Origin of the sequence: Burkholderia aenigmatica (assembly GCF_048627025.1) — a bacterium.
In the GTDB taxonomy this organism is placed as follows: domain Bacteria; phylum Pseudomonadota; class Gammaproteobacteria; order Burkholderiales; family Burkholderiaceae; genus Burkholderia; species Burkholderia aenigmatica.
On record NZ_CP184468.1, the window covers coordinates 399,259 to 424,371 of the forward strand.

Annotated in this window: 28 protein-coding genes and 1 tRNA gene; 28 read left to right on the top strand and 1 reads right to left on the bottom strand. The window is 63.9% G+C overall.

The features are described 5' to 3' along the window. The first annotated feature begins 30 nt into the window (after positions 1-30). From ACN8ZM_RS01895 to tatC, 17 genes are all read left to right on the top strand, one after another. Complete coding sequence (locus tag ACN8ZM_RS01895; RefSeq protein WP_006477131.1) at positions 31-270, top strand: BolA family protein; 240 nt, start codon at positions 31-33, stop codon at positions 268-270. 14 nt (positions 271-284) lie between these two features. Beyond that, positions 285-1,634 carry a UDP-N-acetylglucosamine 1-carboxyvinyltransferase gene (gene murA, locus ACN8ZM_RS01900; protein WP_420210465.1) on the top strand — a complete coding sequence of 450 codons (1,350 nt, stop codon included), beginning with the start codon at positions 285-287 and terminating at the stop codon, positions 1,632-1,634. Further along, complete coding sequence (gene hisG / locus ACN8ZM_RS01905) at positions 1,631-2,284, top strand: ATP phosphoribosyltransferase (RefSeq protein WP_043191773.1); 654 nt, start codon at positions 1,631-1,633, stop codon at positions 2,282-2,284. Before murA ends, hisG begins: the two co-directional genes overlap by 4 nt. 24 nt (positions 2,285-2,308) lie before the next feature. Continuing rightward, positions 2,309-3,625 carry a histidinol dehydrogenase gene (gene hisD / locus ACN8ZM_RS01910; RefSeq protein WP_089449772.1) on the top strand — a complete coding sequence of 439 codons (1,317 nt, stop codon included), beginning with the start codon at positions 2,309-2,311 and terminating at the stop codon, positions 3,623-3,625. Between the two features lie 144 nt (positions 3,626-3,769). Further along, positions 3,770-4,843, top strand: a complete 1,074-nt coding sequence (gene hisC / locus ACN8ZM_RS01915) for a histidinol-phosphate transaminase (protein ID WP_420210466.1) — start codon at positions 3,770-3,772, stop codon at positions 4,841-4,843. A 65-nt stretch (positions 4,844-4,908) separates the two neighbouring features. Continuing rightward, complete coding sequence (hisB, locus tag ACN8ZM_RS01920) at positions 4,909-5,496, top strand: imidazoleglycerol-phosphate dehydratase HisB (RefSeq protein WP_011350728.1); 588 nt, start codon at positions 4,909-4,911, stop codon at positions 5,494-5,496. Positions 5,497-5,558: 62 nt separating this feature from the next. Continuing rightward, positions 5,559-6,179: a YchE family NAAT transporter gene (locus tag ACN8ZM_RS01925; protein ID WP_011350729.1), complete on the top strand. Its 621-nt coding sequence runs from the start codon at positions 5,559-5,561 to the stop codon at positions 6,177-6,179. Then, positions 6,176-6,817 (top strand): imidazole glycerol phosphate synthase subunit HisH, encoded by a 642-nt coding sequence (hisH, locus tag ACN8ZM_RS01930; protein WP_011350730.1) that lies wholly within the window; start codon positions 6,176-6,178, stop codon positions 6,815-6,817. The genes ACN8ZM_RS01925 and hisH overlap by 4 nt, the downstream gene beginning before the upstream one ends. 163 nt (positions 6,818-6,980) lie before the next feature. Continuing rightward, positions 6,981-7,736 (top strand): 1-(5-phosphoribosyl)-5-[(5-phosphoribosylamino)methylideneamino]imidazole-4-carboxamide isomerase, encoded by a 756-nt coding sequence (gene hisA, locus ACN8ZM_RS01935; RefSeq protein WP_043191766.1) that lies wholly within the window; start codon positions 6,981-6,983, stop codon positions 7,734-7,736. A gap of 107 nt (positions 7,737-7,843) precedes the next feature. Beyond that, a complete protein-coding gene (hisF, locus tag ACN8ZM_RS01940) occupies positions 7,844-8,617 on the top strand; it encodes an imidazole glycerol phosphate synthase subunit HisF (RefSeq protein ID WP_011350732.1) in 774 nt (257 codons plus the stop codon). Continuing rightward, positions 8,617-9,033 carry a phosphoribosyl-AMP cyclohydrolase gene (hisI, locus tag ACN8ZM_RS01945; RefSeq protein WP_039366640.1) on the top strand — a complete coding sequence of 139 codons (417 nt, stop codon included), beginning with the start codon at positions 8,617-8,619 and terminating at the stop codon, positions 9,031-9,033. Before hisF ends, hisI begins: the two co-directional genes overlap by 1 nt. Further along, positions 9,030-9,395, top strand: a complete 366-nt coding sequence (locus ACN8ZM_RS01950) for a phosphoribosyl-ATP diphosphatase (RefSeq protein WP_006485344.1) — start codon at positions 9,030-9,032, stop codon at positions 9,393-9,395. Before hisI ends, ACN8ZM_RS01950 begins: the two co-directional genes overlap by 4 nt. Positions 9,396-9,466: 71 nt before the next feature. After that, the gene (locus ACN8ZM_RS01955) at positions 9,467-9,859 is read left to right on the top strand and encodes a DUF4870 family protein (protein WP_043191763.1); all 393 of its coding nucleotides are present in this window, start codon (positions 9,467-9,469) and stop codon (positions 9,857-9,859) included. A 31-nt stretch (positions 9,860-9,890) separates the two neighbouring features. Continuing rightward, on the top strand, positions 9,891-10,256 hold the full coding sequence (locus ACN8ZM_RS01960) for a histidine triad nucleotide-binding protein (protein ID WP_043191762.1): 366 nt from the start codon (positions 9,891-9,893) through the stop codon (positions 10,254-10,256). Between the two features lie 93 nt (positions 10,257-10,349). Beyond that, entirely contained in the window at positions 10,350-10,580 is a 231-nt protein-coding gene (gene tatA, locus ACN8ZM_RS01965; RefSeq protein WP_011350736.1) for a Sec-independent protein translocase subunit TatA, read from the top strand. Positions 10,581-10,606: 26 nt separating this feature from the next. Further along, on the top strand, positions 10,607-11,137 hold the full coding sequence (gene tatB / locus ACN8ZM_RS01970) for a Sec-independent protein translocase protein TatB (protein ID WP_089449774.1): 531 nt from the start codon (positions 10,607-10,609) through the stop codon (positions 11,135-11,137). Between the two features lie 41 nt (positions 11,138-11,178). Then, positions 11,179-11,967, top strand: a complete 789-nt coding sequence (gene tatC, locus ACN8ZM_RS01975) for a twin-arginine translocase subunit TatC (RefSeq protein WP_043191757.1) — start codon at positions 11,179-11,181, stop codon at positions 11,965-11,967. A 208-nt stretch (positions 11,968-12,175) separates the two neighbouring features. On the opposite strand, the gene ACN8ZM_RS01980 is transcribed toward tatC, so the two are convergent. Beyond that, positions 12,176-13,381: a Do family serine endopeptidase gene (locus ACN8ZM_RS01980; protein ID WP_043191754.1), complete on the bottom strand. Its 1,206-nt coding sequence runs from the start codon at positions 13,379-13,381 to the stop codon at positions 12,176-12,178. A gap of 21 nt (positions 13,382-13,402) precedes the next feature. Here ACN8ZM_RS01980 and ACN8ZM_RS01985 point away from each other — a divergent pair, with 21 nt between their 5' ends. The 11 genes from ACN8ZM_RS01985 to ACN8ZM_RS02035 all read left to right on the top strand — a co-directional run bounded on the left by ACN8ZM_RS01985 (position 13,403) and on the right by ACN8ZM_RS02035 (position 25,052). Then, positions 13,403-14,149, top strand: coding sequence for a Nif3-like dinuclear metal center hexameric protein (locus tag ACN8ZM_RS01985; protein WP_089449776.1), 747 nt, complete (start codon positions 13,403-13,405; stop codon positions 14,147-14,149). Between the two features lie 218 nt (positions 14,150-14,367). Beyond that, the gene (gene petA / locus ACN8ZM_RS01990; RefSeq protein WP_011350741.1) at positions 14,368-14,988 is read left to right on the top strand and encodes a ubiquinol-cytochrome c reductase iron-sulfur subunit; all 621 of its coding nucleotides are present in this window, start codon (positions 14,368-14,370) and stop codon (positions 14,986-14,988) included. Beyond that, positions 14,985-16,367, top strand: a complete 1,383-nt coding sequence (locus tag ACN8ZM_RS01995; protein WP_089449777.1) for a cytochrome b — start codon at positions 14,985-14,987, stop codon at positions 16,365-16,367. Before petA ends, ACN8ZM_RS01995 begins: the two co-directional genes overlap by 4 nt. Positions 16,368-16,388: 21 nt before the next feature. Then, positions 16,389-17,147, top strand: coding sequence for a cytochrome c1 (locus tag ACN8ZM_RS02000; protein ID WP_043191744.1), 759 nt, complete (start codon positions 16,389-16,391; stop codon positions 17,145-17,147). Between the two features lie 92 nt (positions 17,148-17,239). Further along, positions 17,240-17,851 carry a glutathione S-transferase N-terminal domain-containing protein gene (locus ACN8ZM_RS02005; RefSeq protein ID WP_006400565.1) on the top strand — a complete coding sequence of 204 codons (612 nt, stop codon included), beginning with the start codon at positions 17,240-17,242 and terminating at the stop codon, positions 17,849-17,851. A gap of 66 nt (positions 17,852-17,917) precedes the next feature. After that, the gene (locus ACN8ZM_RS02010) at positions 17,918-18,439 is read left to right on the top strand and encodes a ClpXP protease specificity-enhancing factor (RefSeq protein WP_043191742.1); all 522 of its coding nucleotides are present in this window, start codon (positions 17,918-17,920) and stop codon (positions 18,437-18,439) included. An 18-nt stretch (positions 18,440-18,457) separates the two neighbouring features. After that, positions 18,458-18,533: transfer RNA gene (locus tag ACN8ZM_RS02015), tRNA-Thr, on the top strand. Between the two features lie 208 nt (positions 18,534-18,741). Then, positions 18,742-19,869 carry an acyltransferase family protein gene (locus ACN8ZM_RS02020; protein WP_420210467.1) on the top strand — a complete coding sequence of 376 codons (1,128 nt, stop codon included), beginning with the start codon at positions 18,742-18,744 and terminating at the stop codon, positions 19,867-19,869. Between the two features lie 583 nt (positions 19,870-20,452). Then, on the top strand, positions 20,453-21,859 hold the full coding sequence (locus tag ACN8ZM_RS02025; protein WP_420210967.1) for a virulence factor: 1,407 nt from the start codon (positions 20,453-20,455) through the stop codon (positions 21,857-21,859). Between the two features lie 233 nt (positions 21,860-22,092). After that, a complete protein-coding gene (locus ACN8ZM_RS02030; protein WP_420210968.1) occupies positions 22,093-23,448 on the top strand; it encodes a virulence factor in 1,356 nt (451 codons plus the stop codon). 251 nt (positions 23,449-23,699) lie between these two features. Beyond that, positions 23,700-25,052 carry a virulence factor gene (locus ACN8ZM_RS02035; protein ID WP_420210969.1) on the top strand — a complete coding sequence of 451 codons (1,353 nt, stop codon included), beginning with the start codon at positions 23,700-23,702 and terminating at the stop codon, positions 25,050-25,052. Positions 25,053-25,113 lie beyond the last annotated feature (61 nt).

Here is a 25,113-nt window from a genome sequence, read left to right on the forward strand (position 1 = left end):
GGCGGCGCGCGCCGACAGGAGCCTTACACCATGTTGCCGACTCCCGAACAGGTCAAGCAATACATCGCCGGCGGTCTCGCCTGCACGCATCTGGAAGTCGAAGGCGACGGCCAGCATTTCTTCGCGACGATCGTGTCGGCGGCCTTCGAAGGCAAGCGGCCGATCCAGCGGCACCAGCTGGTCTATGCGGCGCTCGGCGATCGCATGAAACAGGAAATTCACGCGCTCAGCATGAAGACGCTGACGCCCGCCGAATGGCAGAACGCATAACCGGAAATCACTGAGTGCAAGTCACCGTCAACGAGCGCGACGCCGTCCAGAGCGTCGCCACGGCACACCCGGCCGCCAACGGGGAATCGCATGGCCATGGGACGGACAAGCTCGTGATCGAAGGCGGCCACCGCCTGTCGGGCGAGATCGTCGTGTCGGGCGCGAAGAACGCCGCGCTGCCGATCCTGTGCGCGGGGCTGCTCACGGCCGATCCGGTCGATCTCGACAACGTGCCGAACCTGAAGGACGTGCGTACCACGCTGAAGGTGCTGAACCAGATGGGCGTGAAGAGCGAGACGGATGGTTGCCGCGTGCAGCTCGACGCGTCGCGCGTCGACAACCTCGTCGCGCCGTACGAGCTCGTGAAGACGATGCGTGCGTCGATCCTCGTGCTCGGGCCGCTGCTCGCGCGCTTCGGTGAAGCGAAGGTGTCGCTGCCGGGCGGCTGCGCGATCGGCGCGCGTCCGGTCGACCAGCACATCAAGGGCCTGCAGGCGATGGGCGCCGAGATCAGCATCGAACACGGCTTCATCGAAGCCCGCGCGAAGCGCCTGAAGGGCGCGCGCATCGTGACCGACATGATCACGGTGACGGGCACCGAGAACCTGCTGATGGCCGCGACGCTGGCCGACGGCGAGACGGTGATCGAAAACGCCGCGCGCGAGCCGGAAGTGAGCGATCTCGCACACTTGCTGGTCGCGATGGGCGCGAAAATCGACGGCATCGGCACCGACCGCCTCGTGATCCAGGGCGTCGAGCGGCTGCATGGCGCGCGTCATTCGGTGATCCCCGACCGCATCGAGGCCGGCACGTTCCTGTGCGCGGTCGCGGCGGCCGGCGGCGACGTGATGCTGACGGGCGTGCGCCCGCACATCCTCGACGCGGTGATCGACAAGCTGCGCGAAGCCGGCGTGTCGATCGAGGAAGGCGACAGCTGGCTGCGCGTGAAGATGGATCGCCGCCCGTCGGCGGTCACGATCCGCACGTCGGAATACCCAGCGTTCCCGACCGACATGCAGGCGCAGTTCATGGCCCTCAATACGGTCGCGACGGGCACCGCGCAGGTCGTCGAAACCATTTTCGAGAACCGTTTCATGCACGTGCAGGAGCTGAACCGGCTCGGCGCGAACATCACGATCGACGGCAACACCGCGCTCGTGACGGGTGTCGAGAAGCTGTCGGGCGCGAACGTGATGGCGACCGACCTGCGCGCGTCGGCGAGCCTCGTGATTGCGGGGCTGCGCGCCGAAGGCGAGACGCTCGTCGACCGCATTTATCACCTGGACCGCGGTTACGACCGCATGGAAGCCAAACTGACCGCCGTCGGCGCGAACGTGCGCCGCCTTTCCGGGAGCCAAGCATGACCGCGCCGCTGACCCTCGCCCTGTCGAAGGGCCGGATTTTCGAGGAAACCCTGCCGCTTCTGGCCGCGGCCGGTGTGCAGGTGACCGAGGATCCGGAAACGTCGCGCAAGCTGATCCTGCCGACGACGAACCCCGACCTGCGCGTGATCATCGTGCGCGCGAGCGACGTGCCGACCTATGTCGAATACGGCGCGGCCGATTTCGGCGTGGCCGGCAAGGACGTGCTGGTCGAACACGGCGGCTCGGGCCTGTACCAGCCGATCGATCTGAACATTGCGCGCTGCCGGATGTCGGTGGCCGTGCCGGCCGGCTTCGACTACGCGAGCGCCGTGCGCCAGGGCGCACGGCTGCGCGTCGCGACGAAGTACGTCGAAACCGCACGCGAACACTTTGCCGCGAAGGGCGTGCACGTCGACCTGATCAAGCTGTACGGCTCGATGGAGCTTGCGCCGCTGGTCGGGCTGGCCGACGCGATCGTCGACCTCGTCAGCTCGGGCGGCACGCTGAAGGCGAACAATCTGGTCGAGGTCGAGGAGATCATGGCGATCTCGTCGCGCCTCGTCGTGAACCAGGCTGCGCTGAAGTTGAAGCGCACGGCGCTCAAGCCGATCCTCGACGCGTTCGAACGCGCGTCGCAGAATGGCGGTTGAGCGCATCACCGTAACGGAACTCCCATGTCCATCACCATCCGCAAGCTCGATTCGACGAGCGAAGGCTTCGGCGCCGAGCTGCGTGCGCTGCTCGCATTCGAGGCGAGCGAAGACGCGGCGATCGAGCAATCGGTCGCGCAGATCCTCGCCGACGTGAAGTCGCGCGGCGACGCCGCGGTGCTCGAGTACACGAACCGCTTCGACCGGCTGAGCGCGAACAGCGTCGCCGCGCTGGAGCTGCCGCAGGACGCGCTGCAGACGGCGCTCGACGGCCTCGCGCCGAAGGCGCGCGCGGCGCTGGAAGCCGCTGCGGCGCGCGTGCGCGCGTACCACGAGAAGCAGAAGATCGAGTGCGGCACGCATAGCTGGCAATACACGGAAGCGGACGGCACGGTGCTCGGCCAGAAGATCACGCCGCTCGACCGCGTCGGCCTGTACGTGCCGGGCGGCAAGGCCGCGTATCCGTCGTCGGTGCTGATGAACGCGATTCCCGCGCGCGTCGCGGGCGTCGGCGAGATCGTGATGGTCGTGCCGACGCCGGACGGCGTGAAGAACGACCTCGTGCTCGCCGCGGCGCTGCTCGGCGGCGTCGATCGCGTGTTCACGATCGGCGGTGCGCAGGCGGTCGGCGCGCTCGCATACGGCACGGCGACCGTGCCGGCCGTCGACAAGATCTGCGGCCCCGGCAATGCGTACGTCGCGTCGGCGAAGCGCCGCGTGTTCGGTACGGTCGGCATCGACATGATCGCCGGGCCGTCGGAAATCCTCGTGCTGTGCGACGGCACGACCGATCCGAACTGGGTGGCGATGGACCTGTTCTCGCAGGCCGAGCACGACGAACTCGCGCAATCGATCCTGCTGTGCCCGGACGGTGCGTTCCTCGAGCGCGTCGAGAAAGCGATCGCCGAGCTGCTGCCGTCGATGCCGCGCCAGGACGTGATCCGTGCGTCGCTCGAAGGCCGCGGCGCGCTGATCAAGGTGCGCGACATGGCCGAAGCCTGCCGGATCGCGAACGACATCGCGCCCGAGCACCTGGAAATTTCCGCGCTGGAGCCGCAGCAATGGGGCCAGCAGATCCGCCATGCGGGCGCGATCTTCCTCGGCCGCTACACGAGCGAGAGCCTCGGCGACTACTGCGCGGGCCCGAACCACGTGCTGCCGACGTCGCGCACCGCGCGCTTCTCGTCGCCGCTCGGCGTGTACGACTTCATCAAGCGCTCGAGCGTGATCGAGGTCAGCGCCGAAGGTGCGCAGACGCTCGGCGAGATCGCATCCGAGCTCGCGTACGGCGAGGGGCTGCAGGCGCACGCGAAGAGCGCCGAGTTCCGGATGAAGAACTGACTGCACGCTGCTTGGGGCCGCGGCTGGCGCCGATGCGCCGCCCGGCCTGCCCCCGAAGGCCGGGGCTGGAGACACCTGCGCAGGGCGGCAGCCGCCGCTCTGCCGATCATTTGACGCCGGCGCGACGCACGCCGGCTTGAGACCATGACGACGCCACAAGACATCATCCGCCGCGACGTGCTCGCGATGACGAGCTACCCGGTGCCGGACGCGAGCGGGTTCGTGAAGCTCGACGCGATGGAGAACCCGTACCCGCTGCCCGAACCGCTCGCCGCGGCGCTCGGCGAGCGTCTCGCGCAGGTCGCGCTGAACCGCTACCCGGCGCCGCGCCCGGCCGCGCTGCTCGACAAGCTGCGCCACGCGATGGGCGTGCCGGCCGCCTGCGACGTGCTGCTCGGCAACGGCTCGGACGAAATCATCAGCATGATGTCGGTGGCCTGCGCGAAGCCGGGCGCGAAGGTGCTCGCGCCGGTGCCGGGCTTCGTGATGTACGAACTGTCCGCGAAGCTCGCGCAGCTCGAATTCGTCGGCGTGCCGCTGAAGGCCGACCTGACGCTCGATGTCGACGCGATGCTCGCGGCGATCGCCGAGCATCGTCCGGCGCTCGTCTATCTCGCGTACCCGAACAACCCGACCGGCACGCTGTACGACGATGCCGACATCGAACGGATCATCGCGGCCGCGCGGCACAGCCTGATCGTGATCGACGAGGCGTACCAGCCGTTCGCCGTTCGCTCGTGGCTGCCGCGCGCCGCCGAATTCGACAACGTCGTCGTGATGCGCACGGTGTCGAAGCTCGGCCTCGCGGGCATCCGCCTCGGCTATCTGGTCGGTTCGCCCGCGTGGCTGACCGAATTCGACAAGGTGCGCCCGCCGTACAACATCAACGTGCTGACCCAGGCGACCGCCGATTTCCTGCTCGACCACCTCGACGTGCTCGACGCGCAGGCGGCCGATCTGCGTACGGAACGCACGCGCCTCGCGCAGGAAGTGGCTGCGCTGCCGGGCGCGACGGTGTTCCCGAGTGCCGGCAATTTCCTGCTGGTGCGCGTGCCGGACGCGGCCGCCGTGTTCGACGCGCTGCTCACCGAGCGGGTTTTGGTCAAAAACGTGAGTAAAATGCATCCGTTGCTGGCTGAATGCGTGCGGCTGACCGTCGGTTCTCCCGACGAAAACGCGCGCCTGCTGGCCGCTTTGAAACTCGCGCTGCCCGGTTGAGCCTCTGGGCGCCGCAGCGCGAAACGATCAATCCCCATTTACATCGACTCAGTCAAGGAATTGCCATGCGTGTGGCGGAAGTCGTTCGCAATACCAGCGAAACGCAGATCCGTGTGAAGCTCAATCTCGACGGCACGGGCCAGCAGAAGCTGGCCACCGGCGTGCCGTTCCTCGACCATATGCTCGACCAGATCGCTCGACACGGTCTGGTCGATCTCGAGGTTGAAGCGCATGGCGATACGCATATCGACGACCACCACACGGTCGAGGATGTCGGCATCACGCTCGGGCAGGCCGTCGCGAAGGCGATCGGCGACCGCAAGGGCATCCGCCGCTATGGCCATTCGTACGTGCCGCTCGACGAAGCGCTGTCGCGCGTCGTGATCGACTTCTCGGGCCGGCCGGGCCTCGAATTCCACGTGCCGTTCACGCGGGCGCGGATCGGCACGTTCGACGTCGACCTGTCGATCGAGTTCTTCCGCGGGTTCGTGAACCACGCGGGCGTCACGCTGCACATCGACAACCTGCGCGGGATCAACGCGCACCATCAGCTCGAAACCGTGTTCAAGGCCTTCGGCCGTGCGCTGCGTGCGGCGGTGGAGCTGGACGAGCGTGCGGCGGGGCAGATCCCGTCGACGAAGGGCAGCCTCTGAACCTGAACTGACCGGAGCGTCAAGGACAACCTCACGGCTTCGGCGCGCGGCGCCGGCTTGCGATGGATCTGCTCAAATCGTTCATTTCGCTGCTTGCGCTGATCAACCCGGTCGGTGCGGTGCCGTTCTTCCTGAGCCTGACGGCGCAGCAGACGGATGCCGAGCGGCGGCGCACGATCCGGATCGCATCGGTGTCGGTGTTCTGCGTGATCACGGTGACGACGCTGCTCGGGCAGCAGATCATCAACTTCTTCGGCATTTCGGTCGGGTCGCTCGAAGTGGGCGGCGGGATCATCATGCTGCTGATGGCGATCAACATGCTGAACGCGCAGATCGGCAATACGCGATCGACGCCGGAGGAGCGCCACGAGGCCGAGCTGAAGGACAACATCGCGGTCGTGCCGCTGGCGATTCCGCTGCTCACGGGCCCCGGCTCGATCAGCACGGTGATCATCTATGCGGCGAACTCGCATCACTGGTATGAGCGGGCCGGGCTGGTCGCGATCGGCGCGGTCCTGGCTTTTCTGTGTTTCGTCGCGATGCGGCTCGCCGAGCCGATCGCGAACTGGATCGGCCGCACGGGCATCAACATCGCCACGCGGCTGATGGGTCTGATGCTGTCGGCGCTGGCGGTGGAATTCATCGTCAATGGACTGAGGGCGCTACTGCCTGCACTGAGATGAAAACTTCGATTGCGATTGTGGATTATGGGATGGGCAACCTGCGCTCGGTCGCGCAGGCGCTCAAGAAGGCCGAACCGGCCGCCGACGTGGCGATCGTCGACACGCCGGCCGCGATCCGCGCGGCCGACCGTGTCGTGCTGCCCGGCCAGGGTGCGATGCCCGACTGCATGCGCTCCCTCGGCGAATCGGGCTTGCAGGAGGCCGTGATCGAGGCCTCGCGCACGAAGCCGCTGCTCGGCGTGTGCGTCGGCGAGCAGATGCTGTTCGACTGGAGCGCGGAGGGCGACACGAAGGGCCTCGGCCTGCTGCCCGGCAAGGTCGTGCGCTTCGAGCTCGACGGCCGCCTGCAGGACGACGGCTCGCGCTTCAAGGTGCCGCAGATGGGCTGGAACCGCGTGCGTCAGTCGCAGCCGCACCCGCTGTGGGACGGCGTGCCCGACGACGCGTATTTCTACTTCGTGCACAGCTATTACGTGACGCCGGACAACCCGGCACATACGGTTGGCGAAACGGCCTACGGTGCGCCGTTTACGTCCGCGGTCGCGCGGGACAATCTCTTCGCGACCCAATTCCACCCCGAGAAAAGCGCGGAGGTCGGGTTGCGTCTGTATCGCAACTTCGTACACTGGAAGCCGTGAACGTCGCGTGCGTGCCACAGTCGGCGGGCCGGAGAGGCCCGTCTTACGGGGCTCGCCCGCCTAAGCACCGAAAGAGTTGTACTAAACTAGCGAGACGGCGCGGTACCGGATTGGCCGGTACGCGCCGGATTCTTTTCTTTTTCCACGACGACACCCGATTGCTATGTTGCTGATTCCGGCCATCGATCTCAAAGACGGTCAGTGTGTGCGCCTCAAACAAGGCGATATGGACCAGGCCACGATTTTCTCCGAGGACCCGGCGGCGATGGCCCGCAAGTGGGTCGATCTCGGCGCCCGGCGGCTCCATCTCGTCGACCTGAACGGCGCGTTCGCCGGCAAGCCGAAGAATCTCGAGGCGATCGAAGCGATCCTCGACGAAGTCGGCGATGAAATCCCCGTACAGCTCGGCGGCGGCATCCGCAGCCTCGAGACGATCGAGAAGTATCTCGATGCGGGCCTGTCCTACGTGATCATCGGCACCGCGGCCGTGAAGGATCCGGGCTTCCTGCAGGACGCGTGCACCGCGTTCGCCGGCAGCATCATCGTCGGGCTGGACGCGAAGGACGGCAAGGTCGCGACCGACGGCTGGAGCAAGCTGACCGGCCACGAAGTGATCGATCTCGCGCAGAAGTTCGAGGACTACGGCGTTGAATCGATCGTCTACACGGACATCGGCCGCGACGGGATGCTGCAGGGCATCAACATCGAGGCGACCGTGAAGCTCGCGCAGGCGGTCGGCATCCCGGTGATCGCCAGCGGCGGCCTGTCGAACCTCACGGACATCGAGAATCTGTGCGAAGTGGAAGAGCACGGTGTCGAAGGCGTGATCTGCGGCCGTGCGATCTACTCCGGCGATCTCGATTTCGCGGCCGCGCAAAAGCGCGCGGACGAACTGAACGGCGAACTCGACAACGCGTAAGCGCGGTTGTCCCGCTCGCCGGGGCTGCCTGCAGGCGGCCCCGACCGGAAGCCTCGCGCGAGGCTTTCCGTAACCGGCCGTCCCATCGCGGCATTTGGCGCAACATCATGGCTCTAGCTAAACGCATCATCCCCTGCCTGGACGTGACTGCCGGGCGTGTCGTCAAGGGCGTCAACTTCGTCGAGCTGCGCGACGCCGGCGACCCCGTCGAGATCGCCCGCCGCTACGACGACCAGGGCGCCGACGAACTGACGTTCCTCGACATCACCGCGACGTCCGACCAGCGCGACCTGATCCTGCCGATCATCGAAGCCGTTGCGTCGCAGGTCTTCATTCCGCTGACCGTCGGCGGCGGCGTGCGCGCCGTCGAGGACGTGCGACGCCTGCTGAACGCGGGCGCGGACAAGGTCAGCATGAATTCGTCGGCGGTCGCGAACCCGCAGCTCGTGCGCGATGCGGCCGACAAGTACGGCTCGCAGTGCATCGTCGTCGCGATCGATGCGAAGCGCGTGTCGGCCGACGGCGAGACGCCGCGCTGGGAGGTCTTCACGCACGGCGGCCGCAAGAACACGGGCCTCGACGCGATCGAATGGGCGCGCAAGATGGCCGAGCTCGGCGCGGGCGAGATCCTGCTCACGAGCATGGACCGCGACGGCACCAAGTCGGGCTTCGACCTCGCGCTCACGCGCGGCGTGTCGGACGCGGTGCCGGTGCCGGTGATCGCATCGGGCGGTGTCGGCTCGCTGCAGCACCTGGCCGACGGCATCAAGGACGGCCGCGCCGATGCGGTGCTGGCTGCGAGCATCTTCCACTACGGCGAGCACACGGTTGGCGAGGCGAAGCGCTTCATGGCCGACCAGGGCATCCCGGTGAGGCTGTGATGAATACCGAAACGAATGCATTGCCCGCGTGGCTGGATAAAGTCCGCTGGGACGACAACGGCCTCGTGCCGGTGATCGCGCAGGAAGCGTCGACGAACGACGTGCTGATGTTCGCGTGGATGAACCGCGAGGCACTGGCGAAGACGATCGAGACGCAGCGCGCGGTCTATTATTCGCGCTCGCGCAAGCGCCTGTGGTTCAAGGGCGAGGAGTCGGGCCACGTGCAGCACGTGCACGAGGTGCGGCTCGACTGCGACGAGGACGTCGTGCTGCTGAAGGTCGAGCAGGTGTCGGGCATCGCGTGCCACACCGGCCGGCATTCGTGCTTCTTCCAGAAATTCGAAGGCACCGTCGACAGCGGCGACTGGGTCGCGGTCGAACCGGTGCTGAAAGATCCCGAACACATCTACAAATGACGCAATCGACCGAAGACACGCTGCTGCGCCTCGCGGCCGTGATCGATAGCCGCAAGGGCGGCGATCCCGATCAATCGTACGTATCGCGCCTGTTCCACAAGGGCGACGACGCGGTGCTCAAGAAGATCGGCGAAGAGGCGACGGAAGTCGTGCTGGCCGCGAAGGACGTGCGCCAGGGCGGCGCGCCGACCGCGCTCGTCGGCGAGGTGGCCGACCTGTGGTTCCACTGCCTCGTGATGCTGTCGCATTTCGACCTGAGCCCGGCCGACGTGATCGCCGAGCTCGAGCGCCGCGAAGGGCTGTCGGGTATCGAAGAGAAGGCCCTGCGCAAGCGTCGCGAGCGCGAGGAAAACGGCGGCTGACATGTAGCGTCCCGCCGCGGTGGCAACAGTGGGGTAAGCTGTAAGAATTGTCATCTAACGGGGGTAGCATCATGAACGATACGTCGAACCAGTTTCCGACGCCTGCGGTGCCGGGGGCTGCGGACGCCGAACGCCTGAACGGGTTGCGCACGCTGACTCACGTGCTCTACGGCCTCTATGCGTTTCATTGGCTGACGGGCGGCGTCACGGGCATCATCGCGATCATCATCAACTACGTGAAGCGCGACGACGTGGCCGGCACGCCGTATGCGGCCCACTTCGAGTGGCAGATCCGCACGTTCTGGCGCGCGCTGATCGCGTACGTGATCGGGTTCGCGCTGATGTTCGTGGTGGTCGGATTCGCAGTGATGTTTGTCACATGGATCTGGACGCTGTACCGTATCATCAAGGGTTGGCTGTACCTGAACGACAACAAGCCGCTCGATCCGCAGGCCTGGTTTTGACCGGCTGCGCGCGGGCGTCTGCAGGAGCAACATGAGTCACGATCCGAATTGCCTGTTCTGCAAGATCGCGGCAGGCGAGATCCCGAGCACGAAGGTGCACGAGGACGACGAATTCGTCGCGTTCCGCGACATCCGCCCGGCGGCCGAGACGCACGTGCTCGTGATTCCGCGCCAGCATCTGCCGACGCTGTCGGCGGCGAGCGAGACCGATGCGCCGATGCTCGGCCGGCTGATGCTGCTCGTCTCGCGTCTCGCCGACCAGCTCGGTGTCGCGTATACGGGCGGCGAAACCGGTTTCCGCACGGTGATCAACACGGGCCCGGGCGGCGGGCAGGAGGTCTACCACCTGCACGCGCATATCCTGGCGGGTCCGCGCCCCTGGCAGCGGATGGGTTGACGGCGCGGGGCGTATCCCCGCATCGATTGTCGAAGCCGGCGCGTTGCCGGCGATTTACGCTGCATCGCGGCGTGGTTGAGGAGAGGTTTCATCATGGGTGGATTGAGCATTTGGCACTGGCTGATCGTGCTGCTGATCGTCGCGCTGGTTTTCGGTACCAAGAAGCTGCGCAACATCGGTAACGATCTCGGCAGCGCCGTGAAGGGTTTCAAGGACGGCATGAAGGAAGGCGAAGCACCGGCGGACGCGCAGCAACTGCCGCGCTCGGGCTCGGTCGACGTCAACGCGAAGGAAACGACGCGTTCCGACTCGAACAAGGCGTAACGCCGGGACGCTGACAGGCATTCGCGATGCTGGATCTCGGTCTTTCGAAGATGGCGCTGATCGGCGTCGTCGCGCTCGTGGTGCTCGGCCCCGAGCGCCTGCCGCGCGTTGCGCGTACGGCAGGCGCGCTGTTCGGCCGCGCGCAGCGGTACATCAATGACGTGAAGGCCGAGGTCTCGCGCGAAATCGAACTCGACGCGCTGCGGACGATGAAGACCGATTTCGAAGCGGCCGCGCGCAATGTCGAAACGACGATTCACGACAACCTGCGCGAGCACGAGAAGGAACTGAACGACACGTGGCATTCCGCGGTCGGCGGTCTCAATGAAGCGGCGGGCGACGCCGGTTCGACCGGTTCCGGCACGCCCGCGGCGCCGTCCTGGCGCGGCAGTTCGGCCGCGCTCGCGCCGAAGCGCCGCAACTGGCGCGTCAAGCAGGCGGCTGCGCCTGTCTGGTACAAGCGCGCGACCACGCGCCGCACGCACGTGCAGTCGGGCGCCGCGCGCGTTGCGCGCCACCAGCCGGCCAGCCTGCGCCGGCCGACGCGCTTCTTCTGAGCCGAGCGCATGCTCGCTCGTCAATCCTACCGAGGGCCGGCGTGAGCGACCCCCAGCAGAACCCGGGCGACGCCCCGGAAGAAACCTTCATTTCCCATCTGGTCGAGCTTCGCGATCGCATCATTCGCGCGGGCGCGGCCGTGATCGTCGTGTTCCTCGGGCTCGTCTACTGGGCGCCCGACATCTTCCGGCTGCTCGCGCGGCCGCTGATGCAGAACCTGCCGAAAGACGGCAAGATGATCGTCACCGACGTCACCGGCTCGTTCTTCGTGCCGATGAAGGTCACGATGCTCGTCGCGCTCGTGATCGCGCTGCCGATCGTGCTGTACCAGATCTGGGCGTTCGTCGCGCCGGGGCTGTACCAGCACGAGAAGAAGCTCGTCGCGCCGCTCGTCGGCAGCAGCTACGTGCTGTTCCTGTGCGGGATGGCGTTCGCGTACTTCCTCGTGTTCCCGACGATCTTCCGCGTGATGGCGCACTACAACGCGCCGCTCGGGGCGGAAATGACCACCGACATCGACAACTACCTGAGCTTCGTGCTCGGGATGTTCATCGCGTTCGGGGTCACGTTCGAGGTGCCGATCGTCGTCGTGCTGCTCGTCCGGATGGGCGTGCTGTCGCTGAAGAAGCTGAAGGAGATGCGGCCGTACGTGATCGTCGGCGCATTCATCGTCGCGGCGGTCGTCACGCCGCCGGACGTGTTCTCGCAACTGATGCTCGCGCTGCCGCTCGTCGTGCTGTTCGAGATCGGGCTGCTGGCTGCGCGGTTCTTCGTGCCGAAGAAGCCGGCCGAAGAGGGCGAGGCGGAGAACGGCGAAGCCGCGAGTTGACGGCGGCGCACCCGGGCGGTGGGCGCCGTGGCCGGCTTTCCGGCCGCGCCTGAACAGGCCCGGTGGGCCTGATAGCCGGAAAGCACGTGGCGAGGCCACCTTCCCGGCAACGCAGGTCTTTCGATACAAAACAAAAGGGCAGCCAAGCGGCTGCCCTTTTTCATTTCCGACGGTGCTCGGCATGCGGCAGTGCGCCGCTCGCCAGACGTCATTCGGTATCGCTGTCCTGCTCGTCGAGCGTTTGCTTCGGCGGCGGCGGGCGCTTGCCGATCACGACGTTCACGTCGAACTCCTTGCCCTTGCGCACGACGTGCACCTTGGTCGGCGTGCCCGGCTTGATCTGCGCGACGGTGTTCAGCAGCTTCGTCGTGTCGGTGATCTCGTCGCCGTTGACCGAGACCAGGATGTCGCCCGGCTTGATGCCGGCCTTGTCGGCCGGGCCGCCCTGCAGCACGCCGGCGACGATCGCGCCCGATTTCTGCGACAGCCCGAACGACTCGGCGATTTCCGGCGTGACGTCCTGCGGCTCGACGCCGATCCAGCCGCGCGTGACCGAGCCCGTCGTGATGATGCTTTCGAGCACCGTGCGTGCGGTCGACACGGGGATGGCGAAGCCGATCCCGAGCGAGCCGCCCGAGCGCGAATAGATCGCCGTGTTGATGCCGAGCAGGTTGCCGTTCACGTCGACCAGCGCGCCGCCCGAGTTGCCCGGGTTGATCGGTGCGTCGGTCTGGATGAAGTTCTCGAACGTGTTGATGCCGAGGTGGTTGCGGCCCAGCGCGCTGATGATCCCCATCGTGACCGTCTGGCCGACGCCGAACGGATTGCCGATCGCGAGCACGACGTCGCCGACGCGCGACTGGTCGGAGCGGCCGAGCGTGATCGTCGGCAGGTTCGTCATGTTGATCTTCAGCACCGCGAGATCGGTCTCGGGATCGCTGCCGATCACCTTCGCGGTGGCCGTGCGGCCGTCGGCGAGCGCGACTTCGATCTGGTCGGCGCCGTCCACGACGTGCTGGTTCGTTAGAATGTAACCTTCAGGGCTCACGATAACGCCCGAGCCAAGGTTGGCGGCCGGTTCGTCCTGCTGCTTGCGGGCGTTACGGTCGCCGAAGAAGTAGCGGAACAGCGGATCTTTCGCGCGCGGGTCGGGCGGCAGTGAGCCGTCCTTGCTGGAGAAGACGTTGACGACAGCCGGCATCGCCTTTTGCGCGGCCTCGGCGTACGACGTGGTCGCCGGCGCGCCGCCGATGCCCGGCGCGACTTCCCGCAGCGCAACGATCGGCGTGGCGAGCTGCTTGCCGAGCTGTCCTTGCCGTTGCAGCCATTGCGGCTTGAGCGTCACGACGATGAACATCAGCGCGAGCAGCACGGTAACCGCCTGCGCGAAGAACAGCCAGAAGCGTCTAAGCATCTGAATGGATTAGAGGTTTATATGGATCGGATCGAACTTGAATTGTACTTGAACAATACCCTTGAAACCGCGCGCTTCAAGGACTATTGCCCGAATGGCCTCCAGGTCGAGGGGCGCCGCAAGATCGAGAAGATCGCCACCGGCGTGACGGCGTCGGTCGCGTTTCTCGAAGCCGCGCTCGAATGGGGGGCGGATGCCGTGCTCGTCCATCACGGCTATTTCTGGCGCAACGAGCCGCCGCAGATCACGGGCCGCAAGTACCAGCGGCTGAAGCTGCTGCTCGCGAACGACCTGAACCTGTTCGCGTTCCACCTGCCGCTCGACGCGCATCCCGAATTCGGCAACAACGCGCAGCTCGGCGAGCGGCTCGGGCTGATCGGCGAGCAGCGTTTCGGCGAAGGCGACCTCGGGTGGATGGCGACGCTGCCGATGCCCGTCACGCTCGAGCACTTCGTCGCGAAGGTCGAGCGCACGCTCGGTCGCACGCCGCTCGTGCTCGGCGATTTGGACACGCAGCTGCGCCGCATTGCGTGGTGCACGGGCGCCGCGCAAAGCTATTTCGATGCGGCGATTGATGCCGGCGCCGACGTGTTCCTGACCGGCGAGGTGTCCGAATACGTGACGCACACGGCCGCCGAGAGCGGCGTCGCGTTCGTTGCGGCAGGGCACCATGCGACCGAACGCTACGGAATCCAGGCGCTGGGCGCCCACTTGTCCGAAGAATTCGATATCGAACACCTTTTTATCGATATCCATAACCCGGTCTGAATGCCGGATTTGCGGCAGCGCATCGAAATTTCGCAATGTAGCGGATGCTTAAAAGTGAAATGATTTAATCGCTCCGATAGTGGGGGAAAACCCTTAACTATCAATCACTTCGAAGGGATTTTCATCTCCGGGCCTTGTAAATGGCGACTCCATTCGAGCAAACTAGCGGCGGAATGGAAAGTCGTGACGGAAAATCCAACTCAGAAGTGGGGCGTGTGATGCGAGACAAGGAAGAGAAACGCGTCGACAGCGGCCGCCGTACCTGGCTGATTGCGACATCCGTAGCAGGTGGCGTAGGAGGCGTAGCCACCGTCATACCTTTCGCGGCGTCGCTTGCGCCGTCCGCGAAAGCGAAAGCGGCCGGTGCACCGGTCGAAGTCGACATCAGCGGGCTGAAGCCCGGTGAAATGGTCACCGTGCCGTGGCGCGGCAAGCCGGTGTGGATCCTGAACCGCACCGACGCGATGCTGGCCGACGTGGTCAAGGCCGACAAGGAAGTGGCCGATCCGACCACCGAAAAGCCCTATACGATGCCGTTGCCCGCGTATTGCGCGAACGAATATCGCTCGCGGGCCGATCGCAAGAACATTCTCGTCGTGATGGCCGTGTGTACGCACCTCGGCTGCACGCCAAGCCAACGCTTCACGCCGGGTCCGCAGCCGAACCTGCCGGACGACTGGCCGGGCGGCTTCCTGTGCCCGTGCCATGGTTCGACCTACGACCTCGCCGGCCGTGTGTTCAAGAACAAGCCGGCGCCTCAGAATCTCGACATCCCGCCCTACATGTTCACGTCGGCAACGACCCTCGTGATCGGCAAGGACGAGAAAGGAGAAGCGTGATGGCCGACAACAAGGAAGTCTCCACGACAGGTCTCACCGGCTGGATCGATCAGCGCTTCCCGCTCACGTCCACCTGGAAGAAGCACGTTTCCGAGTACTACGCGCCGAAGAACTTCAACTTCTGGTACTTCTTCGGCTCCCTCGCGCTGCTGGTGCTCGTCAACCAGATCGTCACGGGCATCTTCCTGACGATGAACTACAAGCCCGACTCGACGCTCGCATTTGCGTCGGTCGAGTACATCATGCGCGAGGTGCCGTGGGGCTGGCTGATCCGCTACATGCACTCCACGGGCGCGTCGATGTTCTTCGTGGTCGTCTACCTGCACATGTTCCGCGGGCTGCTTTACGGGTCGTACCGCAAGCCGCGCGAACTCGTGTGGATCTTCGGCTGCGCGATCTTCCTGTGCCTGATGGCCGAGGCGTTCTTCGGCTACCTGCTGCCGTGGGGCCAGATGTCGTTCTGGGGCGCGCAGGTGATCGTGAACCTGTTCTCGGCGATCCCGTTCGTCGGCCCCGACCTGTCGCTGTGGATTCGCGGCGACTACGTGGTGTCGGACGTCACGCTGAACCGCTTCTTCGCGTTCCACGTGATCGCGATTCCGCTCGTGCTGGTCGGCCTCGTGATCGCGCACCTGGTCGCGCTGCACGAAGTGGGCTCGAACAACCCGGACGGCATCGAGATCAAGGCGAAGAAGGACGCGAACGGCGTGCCGCTCGACGGCATTCCGTTCCATCCGTACTACTCGGTGCACGATTTCCTTGGCGTGTGCGTGTTCCTGATGGTGTTCGCGCTGATCGTGTTCTTCTCGCCGGAGATGGGCGGCTACTTCCTCGAGGCGAACAACTTCGTCCCGGCGAACCCGCTGCAGACGCCGCCCGAGATCGCGCCGGTCTGGTACTTCACGGCGTTCTACGCGATGCTGCGCGCAACGACCGACCCGTTCAAGATCGTGCTGATGATCGTGATCGCACTGCTCGGCGTGCTCGCGCTGATCCGCGCGCGCGGCAAGTGGAAGGTCGGGCTGCCGGTGCTGGCCGCGGCGATCGTCGTGTTCATGTACCTGACGGAGTCGAAGTTCTGGGGCGTCGTCGTGATGGGTTCGGCGGTGATCACGCTGTTCTTCCTGCCGTGGCTCGACCGCAGCCCGGTGAAGTCGATCCGCTACCGGCCGCTGTTCCACAAGGTGTTTCTCGGGATCTTCGTCGCCGCGTTCCTGACCCTCGCGTTCCTCGGCACACGGCCGCCATCGCCGGTCGCGACGCTGATTGCGCAGGGCTGCGCGCTGATCTACTTCGCGTTCTTCCTCGGCATGCCCGTCTGGACGCCGCTTGGCACGTTCAAGCAGCCGCCGGAGCGGGTGCGCTTCAAGCCCCATTAACGTGAGCGAGGAGAGAACGACATGAAGAAACTGCTTTCGACACTCGCGCTGATCGGGGCGACCGCGTGTGCGCTGCTGGTGGCGCCGGCGGTTCGGGCGGAAGGTAATTTTCCGCTCGACCGGGCGCCCGATAACACGGAAAATCTCGTTTCGCTTCAGCACGGCGCGCAATTGTTTGTAAACTATTGCCTGAACTGCCACAGCGCGAACCTGATGCGCTACAACCGTCTGACGGATCTGGGCATATCCCAGAAGGAGATCGAAACGAATCTCCTGTTCACGACCGACAAGGTCGGGAGCACGATGTCCGTCGCGATGCGCCCTGAAGACGCGAAGAACTGGCTCGGCACCTCGCCGCCCGACCTGTCGGTCGAGGAGCGGGCGCGCGGCCGCGACTGGCTGTATACGTATCTGCGCAGCTTCTATCGCGACGATACACGGCCGACCGGCTGGAACAACGCGGTGTTCGAGAACGTCGGCATGCCCCATGTCCTGTGGCAGATGCAGGGGCAGCGCACCGCCAAATTCGAAGACAAGACGGACGAGGAGACGGGCGAGAAGGTCCATACGCTCGTCGGCTTCCAGCAGGTCACGCCGGGGACACTGTCCGCGGTGGATTATGATGCTGCGGTTGCCGACCTGGTGGCGTACATGACCTGGATGTCCGAGCCGGCTCAGCAGACCCGCAAACGCCTCGGCGTATGGGTGCTGATCTTTCTCGGTGTCCTGACTTTCCTGGCCTGGCGGCTCAATGCCGCATACTGGAAAGATATCAAGTAATCACGCCTGACCGGCGTGGGGCCGGCGCAAGGTGGAACCCCGGAAGGGGTTCGCCGCGTGCCGGCCCTCGGCTTTTTTGAGGAAACGCAAACATGATGGTTCTGTATTCCGGCACAACTTGCCCGTTCTCCCAGCGTTGCCGGCTGGTGCTGTTCGAGAAGGGCATGGACTTCGAAATCCGTGACGTCGACCTGTTCAACAAGCCGGAAGACATTTCGGTGATGAACCCGTACGGTCAGGTGCCGATCCTGGTCGAGCGCGACCTGATCCTGTACGAATCGAACATCATCAACGAGTACATCGACGAGCGCTTCCCGCATCCGCAACTGATGCCGGCCGACCCCGTGCAGCGCGCACGTGCACGCCTGTTCCTGCTCAACTTCGAGAAGGAACTGTTCGTCCACGTCAGCACGCTCGAGAACGAGAAGGGCAAGGCAGCGGAGAAGAACCACGAGAAGGCACGCCTCGCGATCCGCGATCGCCTGACGCAGCTCGCGCCGATCTTCGTGAAGAACAAGTACATGCTCGGCGAAGAGTTCTCGATGCTCGACGTCGCGATCGCACCGCTGCTGTGGCGTCTGGATCACTACGGCATCGAGCTGTCGAAGAACGCCGCGCCGCTGATGAAGTACGCGGAACGGATCTTCAGCCGTCCGGCGTATATCGAAGCACTGACGCCGTCCGAAAAGGTCATGCGTCGTTAATGTTGCAGGCATGACGGAGAGGGCGGTGCGGCGTGCCGCGCCCCCGCTCCGGGTTCGAGGATTGTGATGCAAGAGATTTCAACGAAGCCTTATCTGCTGCGCGCGCTGTACGAGTGGTGCACCGATAACGGTTACACGCCGCATATCGCGGTGAGGGTCGACAACTCGACGCGCGTGCCGCGTCAGTTCGTGCGTGACGGCGAGATCGTGCTCAACATCAGCTTCGAGGCGACGAGCCAGTTGCAGATGGGCAACGAGTGGATCGAATTCACGGCCCGGTTCTCCGGGAAAGCGCACAAGATCGAGATTCCGGTTGCCAACGTGCTCGCGATCTATGCGCGCGAGAACGGGCAGGGCATGGCGTTCCAGGTCGATGCGGTCGCGGGCGAAGGCGAGGATTCTGGCGCGTTCGACGACGAAGCTGCGCAGGCTGACGACGTGCAGCGTGACGAGTCTTCGTCGACGCTGACACCGGTTGCCGAGCGCGGCGCGAACGAGGAACCGTCCGAAGGTGCAGACGAACCGCCGAAAACCGACGGCGACGGCTCGAAAGGTGGCAGCAGACCTCGCCTCAAGATCGTGAAATGAGGTAGAATCTCGCGCTACGCCGGCTTAGCTCATCTGGTAGAGCAGTTGATTTGTAATCATCAGGTGGCGGGTTCGAGTCCTGCAGCCGGCACCATATCTGACAAGGGGTTACGCGATGTTTGCGTAGCCCCTTCGCGTTTCCGGAACATCGCTCGCCTGTCCAGCACGGCGCGGCGGTGCTCGTCGGCCCGCTCGTTCGCGATTACGAACGGGCACGAATGGGTACGAACGGGCCGCGGTGCGAAGACCAGCCGTTGCCGGGCTGGCGCAATCCGCAACGACAATTCCGACAGGAATCGACCGTGAAGTCCTCTCGAATTCCCGAGCTTGACCTGTTTCGCTTCGTTGCCGCAGTGGCCGTCGTGTTCTTTCACTACGCGTTCCGGGGATACGCGGCCGACGACATGACCACCATGCACTATCCGGCACTCGAGCCGGTCGCGAAGTACGGCTACCTCGGCGTGCACCTGTTTTTCATGATCAGCGGTTTCGTGATCCTGATGACGGCGGGTGACGGAAGCATCAAGCGGTTCATCGCGTCGCGCGCCTCCCGCCTGCTGCCGGCTTTCTGGGCCTGCTGCACGATCACCTTTCTCGTGACGCTCGCGATCGGGGGCGATCGTTTCGCTGCGACGTGGCCGCAATACCTCGTGAACATGGTGATGCTCGGCGGCGGATTCGGCACCGACTCGATCGACGGCGCGTATTGGTCCCTGGGGGCAGAGCTGCGGTTCTACCGGCTGGTCGGGATCCTGCTCCTCATTGGCCAGATCCGTCGCGCCGAACGCTGGCTGTTCGTGTGGCTGATTGCGACGGTGTGGGTCGAGTGGCACCAGATCGTCAAGCTCCAGGCGTTCCTGGTCACGGATTATGCGGGCTTCTTCATCGCGGGTGCCGCCATCTTCCTGATCCGCGAGCGTGGCCTGTCGCCCTCGCGCATCCTGCTAGTCGGTGCGGCCTGGGTGCTGTCGCTTTACCACGAATCCCGACTCCTGCCGTATTTCAGCGAGCACCTCAAGCATCCGCTGAATCCGGCAATCGTGGCGATCGTGATGACGGCGTTCTTCGTCGTGATGCTCGTGCTCGCGTTGCGTCGCACGCCGATGCTCGCGAGCCCGCGGTGGGTCTGGTTCGGCGCGGTCAGCTACCCGCTGTACCTGATTCATCAGCACGTCGGCTACATGCTGTTCAATCGAGTGGGCACGGCTGTCGATCAGGTCGCGATGTTTTGGGTCGTGGTCGCAGCGGCGATCGTGGCCGCGCTGTTGGTGCACGTGGTCGTCGAGAAGCCCATTGCGGGCCCGCTCAAACGTGGGCTGCTGCACGTGTTCGACGCGTTGCAACGCTGCTTGCCGGTGCTGCCAGGACGTCGGCCGCGGAGCAACGACGATCGGCGTGACGATCTTCCGGGGCAAGCGCCTCGCACCTAGCGCACCGCCTTGCCCGGGTGTCGGTGGCTTGCCGGGTGTCGTCAGGCGCTTCCGACGGCTGATCTGCGAAGCGGTGGATACAGCGTGTTCGTGCGAACGTGCTGGGTGTGGCGCGGCTTTGCAAATGCGCCGTCCATGTTCTGTCGGAACGTGATCCTGTTGCCTCAGTCGCAAGCCAACACCGGTTGGCCGACGAGGTGCGTGGCGAGACGATTGCCGCAGGGATCTGCAATTCGGGGTTGAAGGATCTGTCGACGGATCTTGGAACGGCTGATTGCGTATGGCGGCGCGGCGCGGCGCGCTCGTGCTCGAATGTTGCCGGCTCCGCGAGATTCGACTGTATTCACGCGCAATATTCCGAAACATAGGGCGACGCGATGTTTGCATGGCCCTTTGCCGTATTCAAGTTTCCTTTGCTAGGGACGCGTCCGGTAGCGCGCGTGAATATTCGTGTCGACGTTTTTTCGGGCGCTCATTTTTTAAAATCATTGCTTGGTACTGCTGAGATTTTTATAAAAATCGGGTGGATGAATCAAGATCGATCTTTATTTTGTCCTGCAGGTGGATTGTCACGATGGGTATCATGTGCGGCTGGAGTGTTTTCGCAGCACATATGCCTCGTGGCGAATTGAGCGCGGGAGAATGGATGAAGCGACTGTCGATAGTGCCAACCCTGGAAGCCGTTCTGGCGTTTGTTGTGTCGATCATCGTGACGGTGACGCCTGCGCGCGCGGATACCGTAACGCAGAAAGAGGCCGCAGTGTCGAATACGAACGAAGGTGTTGCGCCGTTTGTAGCGCAAGTTGTCGGACTCGAGTGGCTGAATCCATTGCAGCGGCGCGACTATCCGGCGGAATGGCAGGTTCTCTGGGCAATGGGGCTTGTTCAGCCGAACAAGAACGACGATATGGTTCGGACGATGCCGCAGAAGTTTTCGAAGCTCCAGTCAATTGGTGCGCTGGTGTACGGCAACCAAGGAGAGGAAACGTTCAAAGGCTTTTATCACAAATACGTCAGTAAGCTGCTTGGGTTGTTCGGTGATCGCTATGTGATGAACGCCAAGTATTTCTACACGGTCAAGTCCAGGAATAAGGATGACTGGCGCGAACTGGCCGGAATGCATATCGAGTTTGCCATCCCGCAGCGACTTGATCCGGTGGAGGCAAAGACGTTCCTCCAAAGCGAATTCATCGACAACTACGAGATTGGAAATCCGTCAGCCAAAGATCTCTGGAGTCGGGATACCCCGCCGGACGTCCACGTCAACCAGGGTGGCGCAAACGCGGGTTTCACGTCGCTGAACCGTGCACTGGATTACCTGCAGGCGAACCCGGACAAGAGCGCCTGGGTGATGAACTGGGACGCACCGAGCTTCCCGCCGAAAGACGCGCAGATCAACGAGAACATGGTGGTGCTGTTTCTCGTCGGGCCGAACTTCAAGACGGAGCGCGAACCGCTGGCGTGGATCGGTCGAGCGGCGACGGGCAACGTCAAGGACTACGAGGCGAAGGCCGGCACCACGCGTGCGGTACAGGCGTGGAAGGCCACGATCGACAGCGCGGCACGCAACGCGGGCGTGACGGTGCCGTCGCTGAACTTCGTGGTGCACGATGCAGGTCGCGGAGGCGAGGCGGCGTCGGAGCGGATCGGCGCGTTGTCGCAGACGTTGACTGAGGTGCTGCCGGACTACAACTTTCGCGAGCAGACGTTCAATACGCCGGCACTGCTGGGTCCGATGGGAGCCGGTACGGCATTGACGGACGTGGTGCTGGCGATCGGGCGAGCGAATCACCTTGGTGAGAAGGTGCTGGTGGTAGGGACGTCGGATGCGCAGCATCCGACGGCGGTGGTGGTGGTGCCGCCGTCGAAAATCACGGCGATCGATCCGGACAAGGACTGGTTCCGCGCGCGGGGCGAGAACAATGCGTATCTGCCGTGGTGGGGGCGTCGCTACGACACCGACTACGGCATGCAGGGCTATTCCTACTGACCGGATCCTACCAGTCGGATTCGACTGCCGATGTAGCCAGAGGTGATCGTGCTAGCAAAGCGGCGCAACGTTACGAAGATCGCGAAATCCTGCGAATGCGCGCACGACGTGACGGTCGCGAAGGCAACATGAAGGGCGAAGACGGCACGAGCGATGTGCCGGAGGGTTACCCGGAATGGCACAACGACAGCTTGAGTGCTTTCGCTGGGCATAAGCCTCATGGCGAATTGAGCATGGGAGATTGGATGAAGCGAATGTTGATAGTGCCGTCCTTGGCGGCGATTCTGACGTTTGTGGTATCGACCATCATGACGGCAACGCCTGCGCAAGCGGCGACTGTGACGCAGAAAGATGCCGAAGTATTGGTTGCGAGCGAAAGCGCTTCGCCGTTCATTGCGCAAGTCGTCGGGCTGGAGTGGCTGAACCCACTGCAGCGGCGCGACTATCCAACTGAATGGCAGGTTTTGTGGACCATGGGGCTCGCTAAACCCAATAAAAACGACGACATGGTTCGGACGGATCCGAAGTCGTTTACGACGCTACAGTCGGTCGCAGGGGTGGCGTATGGCAATCAAGGCACTGAAACGTTCCAAGGTTTCTACCACAAATACGTTAGTAAGCTGCTTGGGTTGTTCGGTGATCGCTATGTGATGAACGCCAAGTATTTCTACACGGTCAAGTCCAGGAATAAGGATGACTGGCGCGAGTTGGCCGGTATCCGCGTGGAGTTTGCCGTGCCGGATAGATTGGATGCTGGCGAGGCTCAGGACTATCTGCAACAGAGCATCGTCAGTGAATTCAACATCGGGAATAAATATTTCCTGGATCTCTGGAGCAAGAACACGCCCCCCGACGTCCACGTTAACCAGGGTGGCGAAAACGCGGGTTTCACGTCGCTGAACCGCGCACTGGATTACCTGCAGGCGAACCCGGACAAGAGCGCCTGGGTGATGAACTGGGACGCGCCGAGCTTCCCGCCGAAAGACGCGCAGATCAACGAGAACATGGTGGTGCTGTTTCTCGTCGGGCCGAACTTCAAGACGGAGCGTGAACCGCTGGCGTGGATCGGCCGAGCGGCGACGAGCAACGTCAAGGACTACGAGGCAAAGGCCGGCACCACGCGTACGGTACAGGCGTGGAAGGCCACGATCGACAGCGCGGCGCGCAACGCGGGCGTGACGGTGCCGTCGCTGAACTTCGTGGTGCACGATGCAGGCCGCGGAGGCGAGGCGGCGTCGGAGCGGATCGGCGCGTTGTCGCAGACACTGACGGAAGTGCTGCCGGACTACAACTTTCGCGAGCAGACATTCAATACGCCGGTGCTGCTAGGCCCGATGGGCGCCGGTACGGCATTAACGGACGTGGTGCTGGCGATCGGGCGAGCGAATCACCTCGGTGAGAAGGTGCTGGTGGCGGGGACGACGGATGCGCAGCATCCGACGGCGGTGGTGGTGGTGCCGCCGTCGGAAGTCACGGCAATCGATCCGGACAAGGACTGGTTCCGCGCACGGGGCGAGAATAATGCGTATCTGCCGTGGTGGGGACGTCGCCACGACACCAACTACGGCATGCAGGGCTATTCCTACTGACCGGATCCTACCAGTCGGATTCGACTGACGATGTAGCCAGCGGTGATTGAGCTAGCGAAGCGGCGCAACGTTACGAAGATCGCGAAATCCTGCGAATGCGCGCGCGCCGTGACGGTCGCCCGGTGTGGGTGGGCGAAGGAGACAACATGAAGGGTGAAGACGGCACGAGCGATGTGCTGGAGGGTTACCCGGAATGGCACAACGACAGCTTGAGTGCTTTCGCTGGACATAAGCCTTATGGCGAATTGAGCATGGGAGATTGGATGAAGCGAATGTTGATAGTGCCATCGATGGTTGCGATTTTGACGTTTGTGGTGTCGACGATCATGATGGCTACGCCTGTCCACGCGGCTACTCCGGCGCAAAAAGACACAACGGTTGCGAATGCGGGTGATAGTGCGACACCGTTCGTTGCGCAGGTTGTCGGACTGGAGTGGCTGAACCCATTGCAGCGTCGTGACTATCCAACGGAATGGCAGGTTCTCTGGACAATGGGTCTTGTCCAGCCGAACAAGAACGACGATATGGTTCGGACGATGCCGCAGAAATTTTCGAAGCTCCGGTCAATTGGTGCGCTGGTATACGGCAACCACGGAGAGGAAACATTCAACGGCTTTTATCACAAATACGTCGGTAAAGTGCTCGGACTGTTCGGTGATCGCTATGTGATGAACGCCAAGTATTTCTACACGGTCAAGTCCAGGAACAAGGATGACTGGCGTGAGTTGGCCGGTATCCGCGTGGAGTTTGCCGTGCCGGATAGATTGGATGCTGGCGAGGCTCAGGACTATCTGCAACAGAGCATCGTCAGTGAATTCAACATCGGGAATAAATATTTCCTGGATCTCTGGAGCAAGAACACGCCCCCCGACGTCCACGTTAACCAGGGTGGCGAAAACGCGGGTTTCACGTCGCTGAACCGCGCACTGGATTACCTGCAGGCGAACCCGGACAAGAGCGCCTGGGTGATGAACTGGGACGCACCGAGCTTCCCGCCGAAAGACGCGCAGATCAACGAGAACATGGTGGTGCTGTTTCTCGTCGGGCCGAACTTCAAGACGGAGCGCGAACCGCTGGCGTGGATCGGTCGAGCGGCGACGGGCAACGTCCGGGACTACGAGGCGAAGGCCGGCACCACGCGTACGGTACAGGCGTGGAAGGCCACGATCGACAGTGCGGCGCGCAACGCGGGCGTGACGGTGCCATCGTTGAACTTCGTGGTGCATGACGCGGGCGGCGGCGAAGCATCGTCGGAACGGATCGGCGCGTTGTCGCAGACACTGACGGAAGTGCTGCCGGACTACAACTTTCGCGAGCAGACATTCAATACGCCGGCGTTGCTAGGCCCGATGGGAGCCGGTACGGCATTGACGGACGTGGTGCTTGCAATCGGTCGAGCGAATCACCTGGACGAGAAGGTGCTGGTGGCGGGGACGACGGATGAGCAGCACCCGACGGCGGTGGTGGTGGTTCCGCCGTCGAAAATCACGCCGATCGACCCGGACAAGGACTGGTTCCGCGCGCGGGGCGAGAACAATGCGTATCTGCCGTGGTGGGGCCGCCGCCACGACACCAACTACGGCATGCAGGGCTATTCCTACTGACGACCGGATAACCACCATGCGAGGAATCATTCGAGTGGGCGACGTCCACAGTCACCGTGGC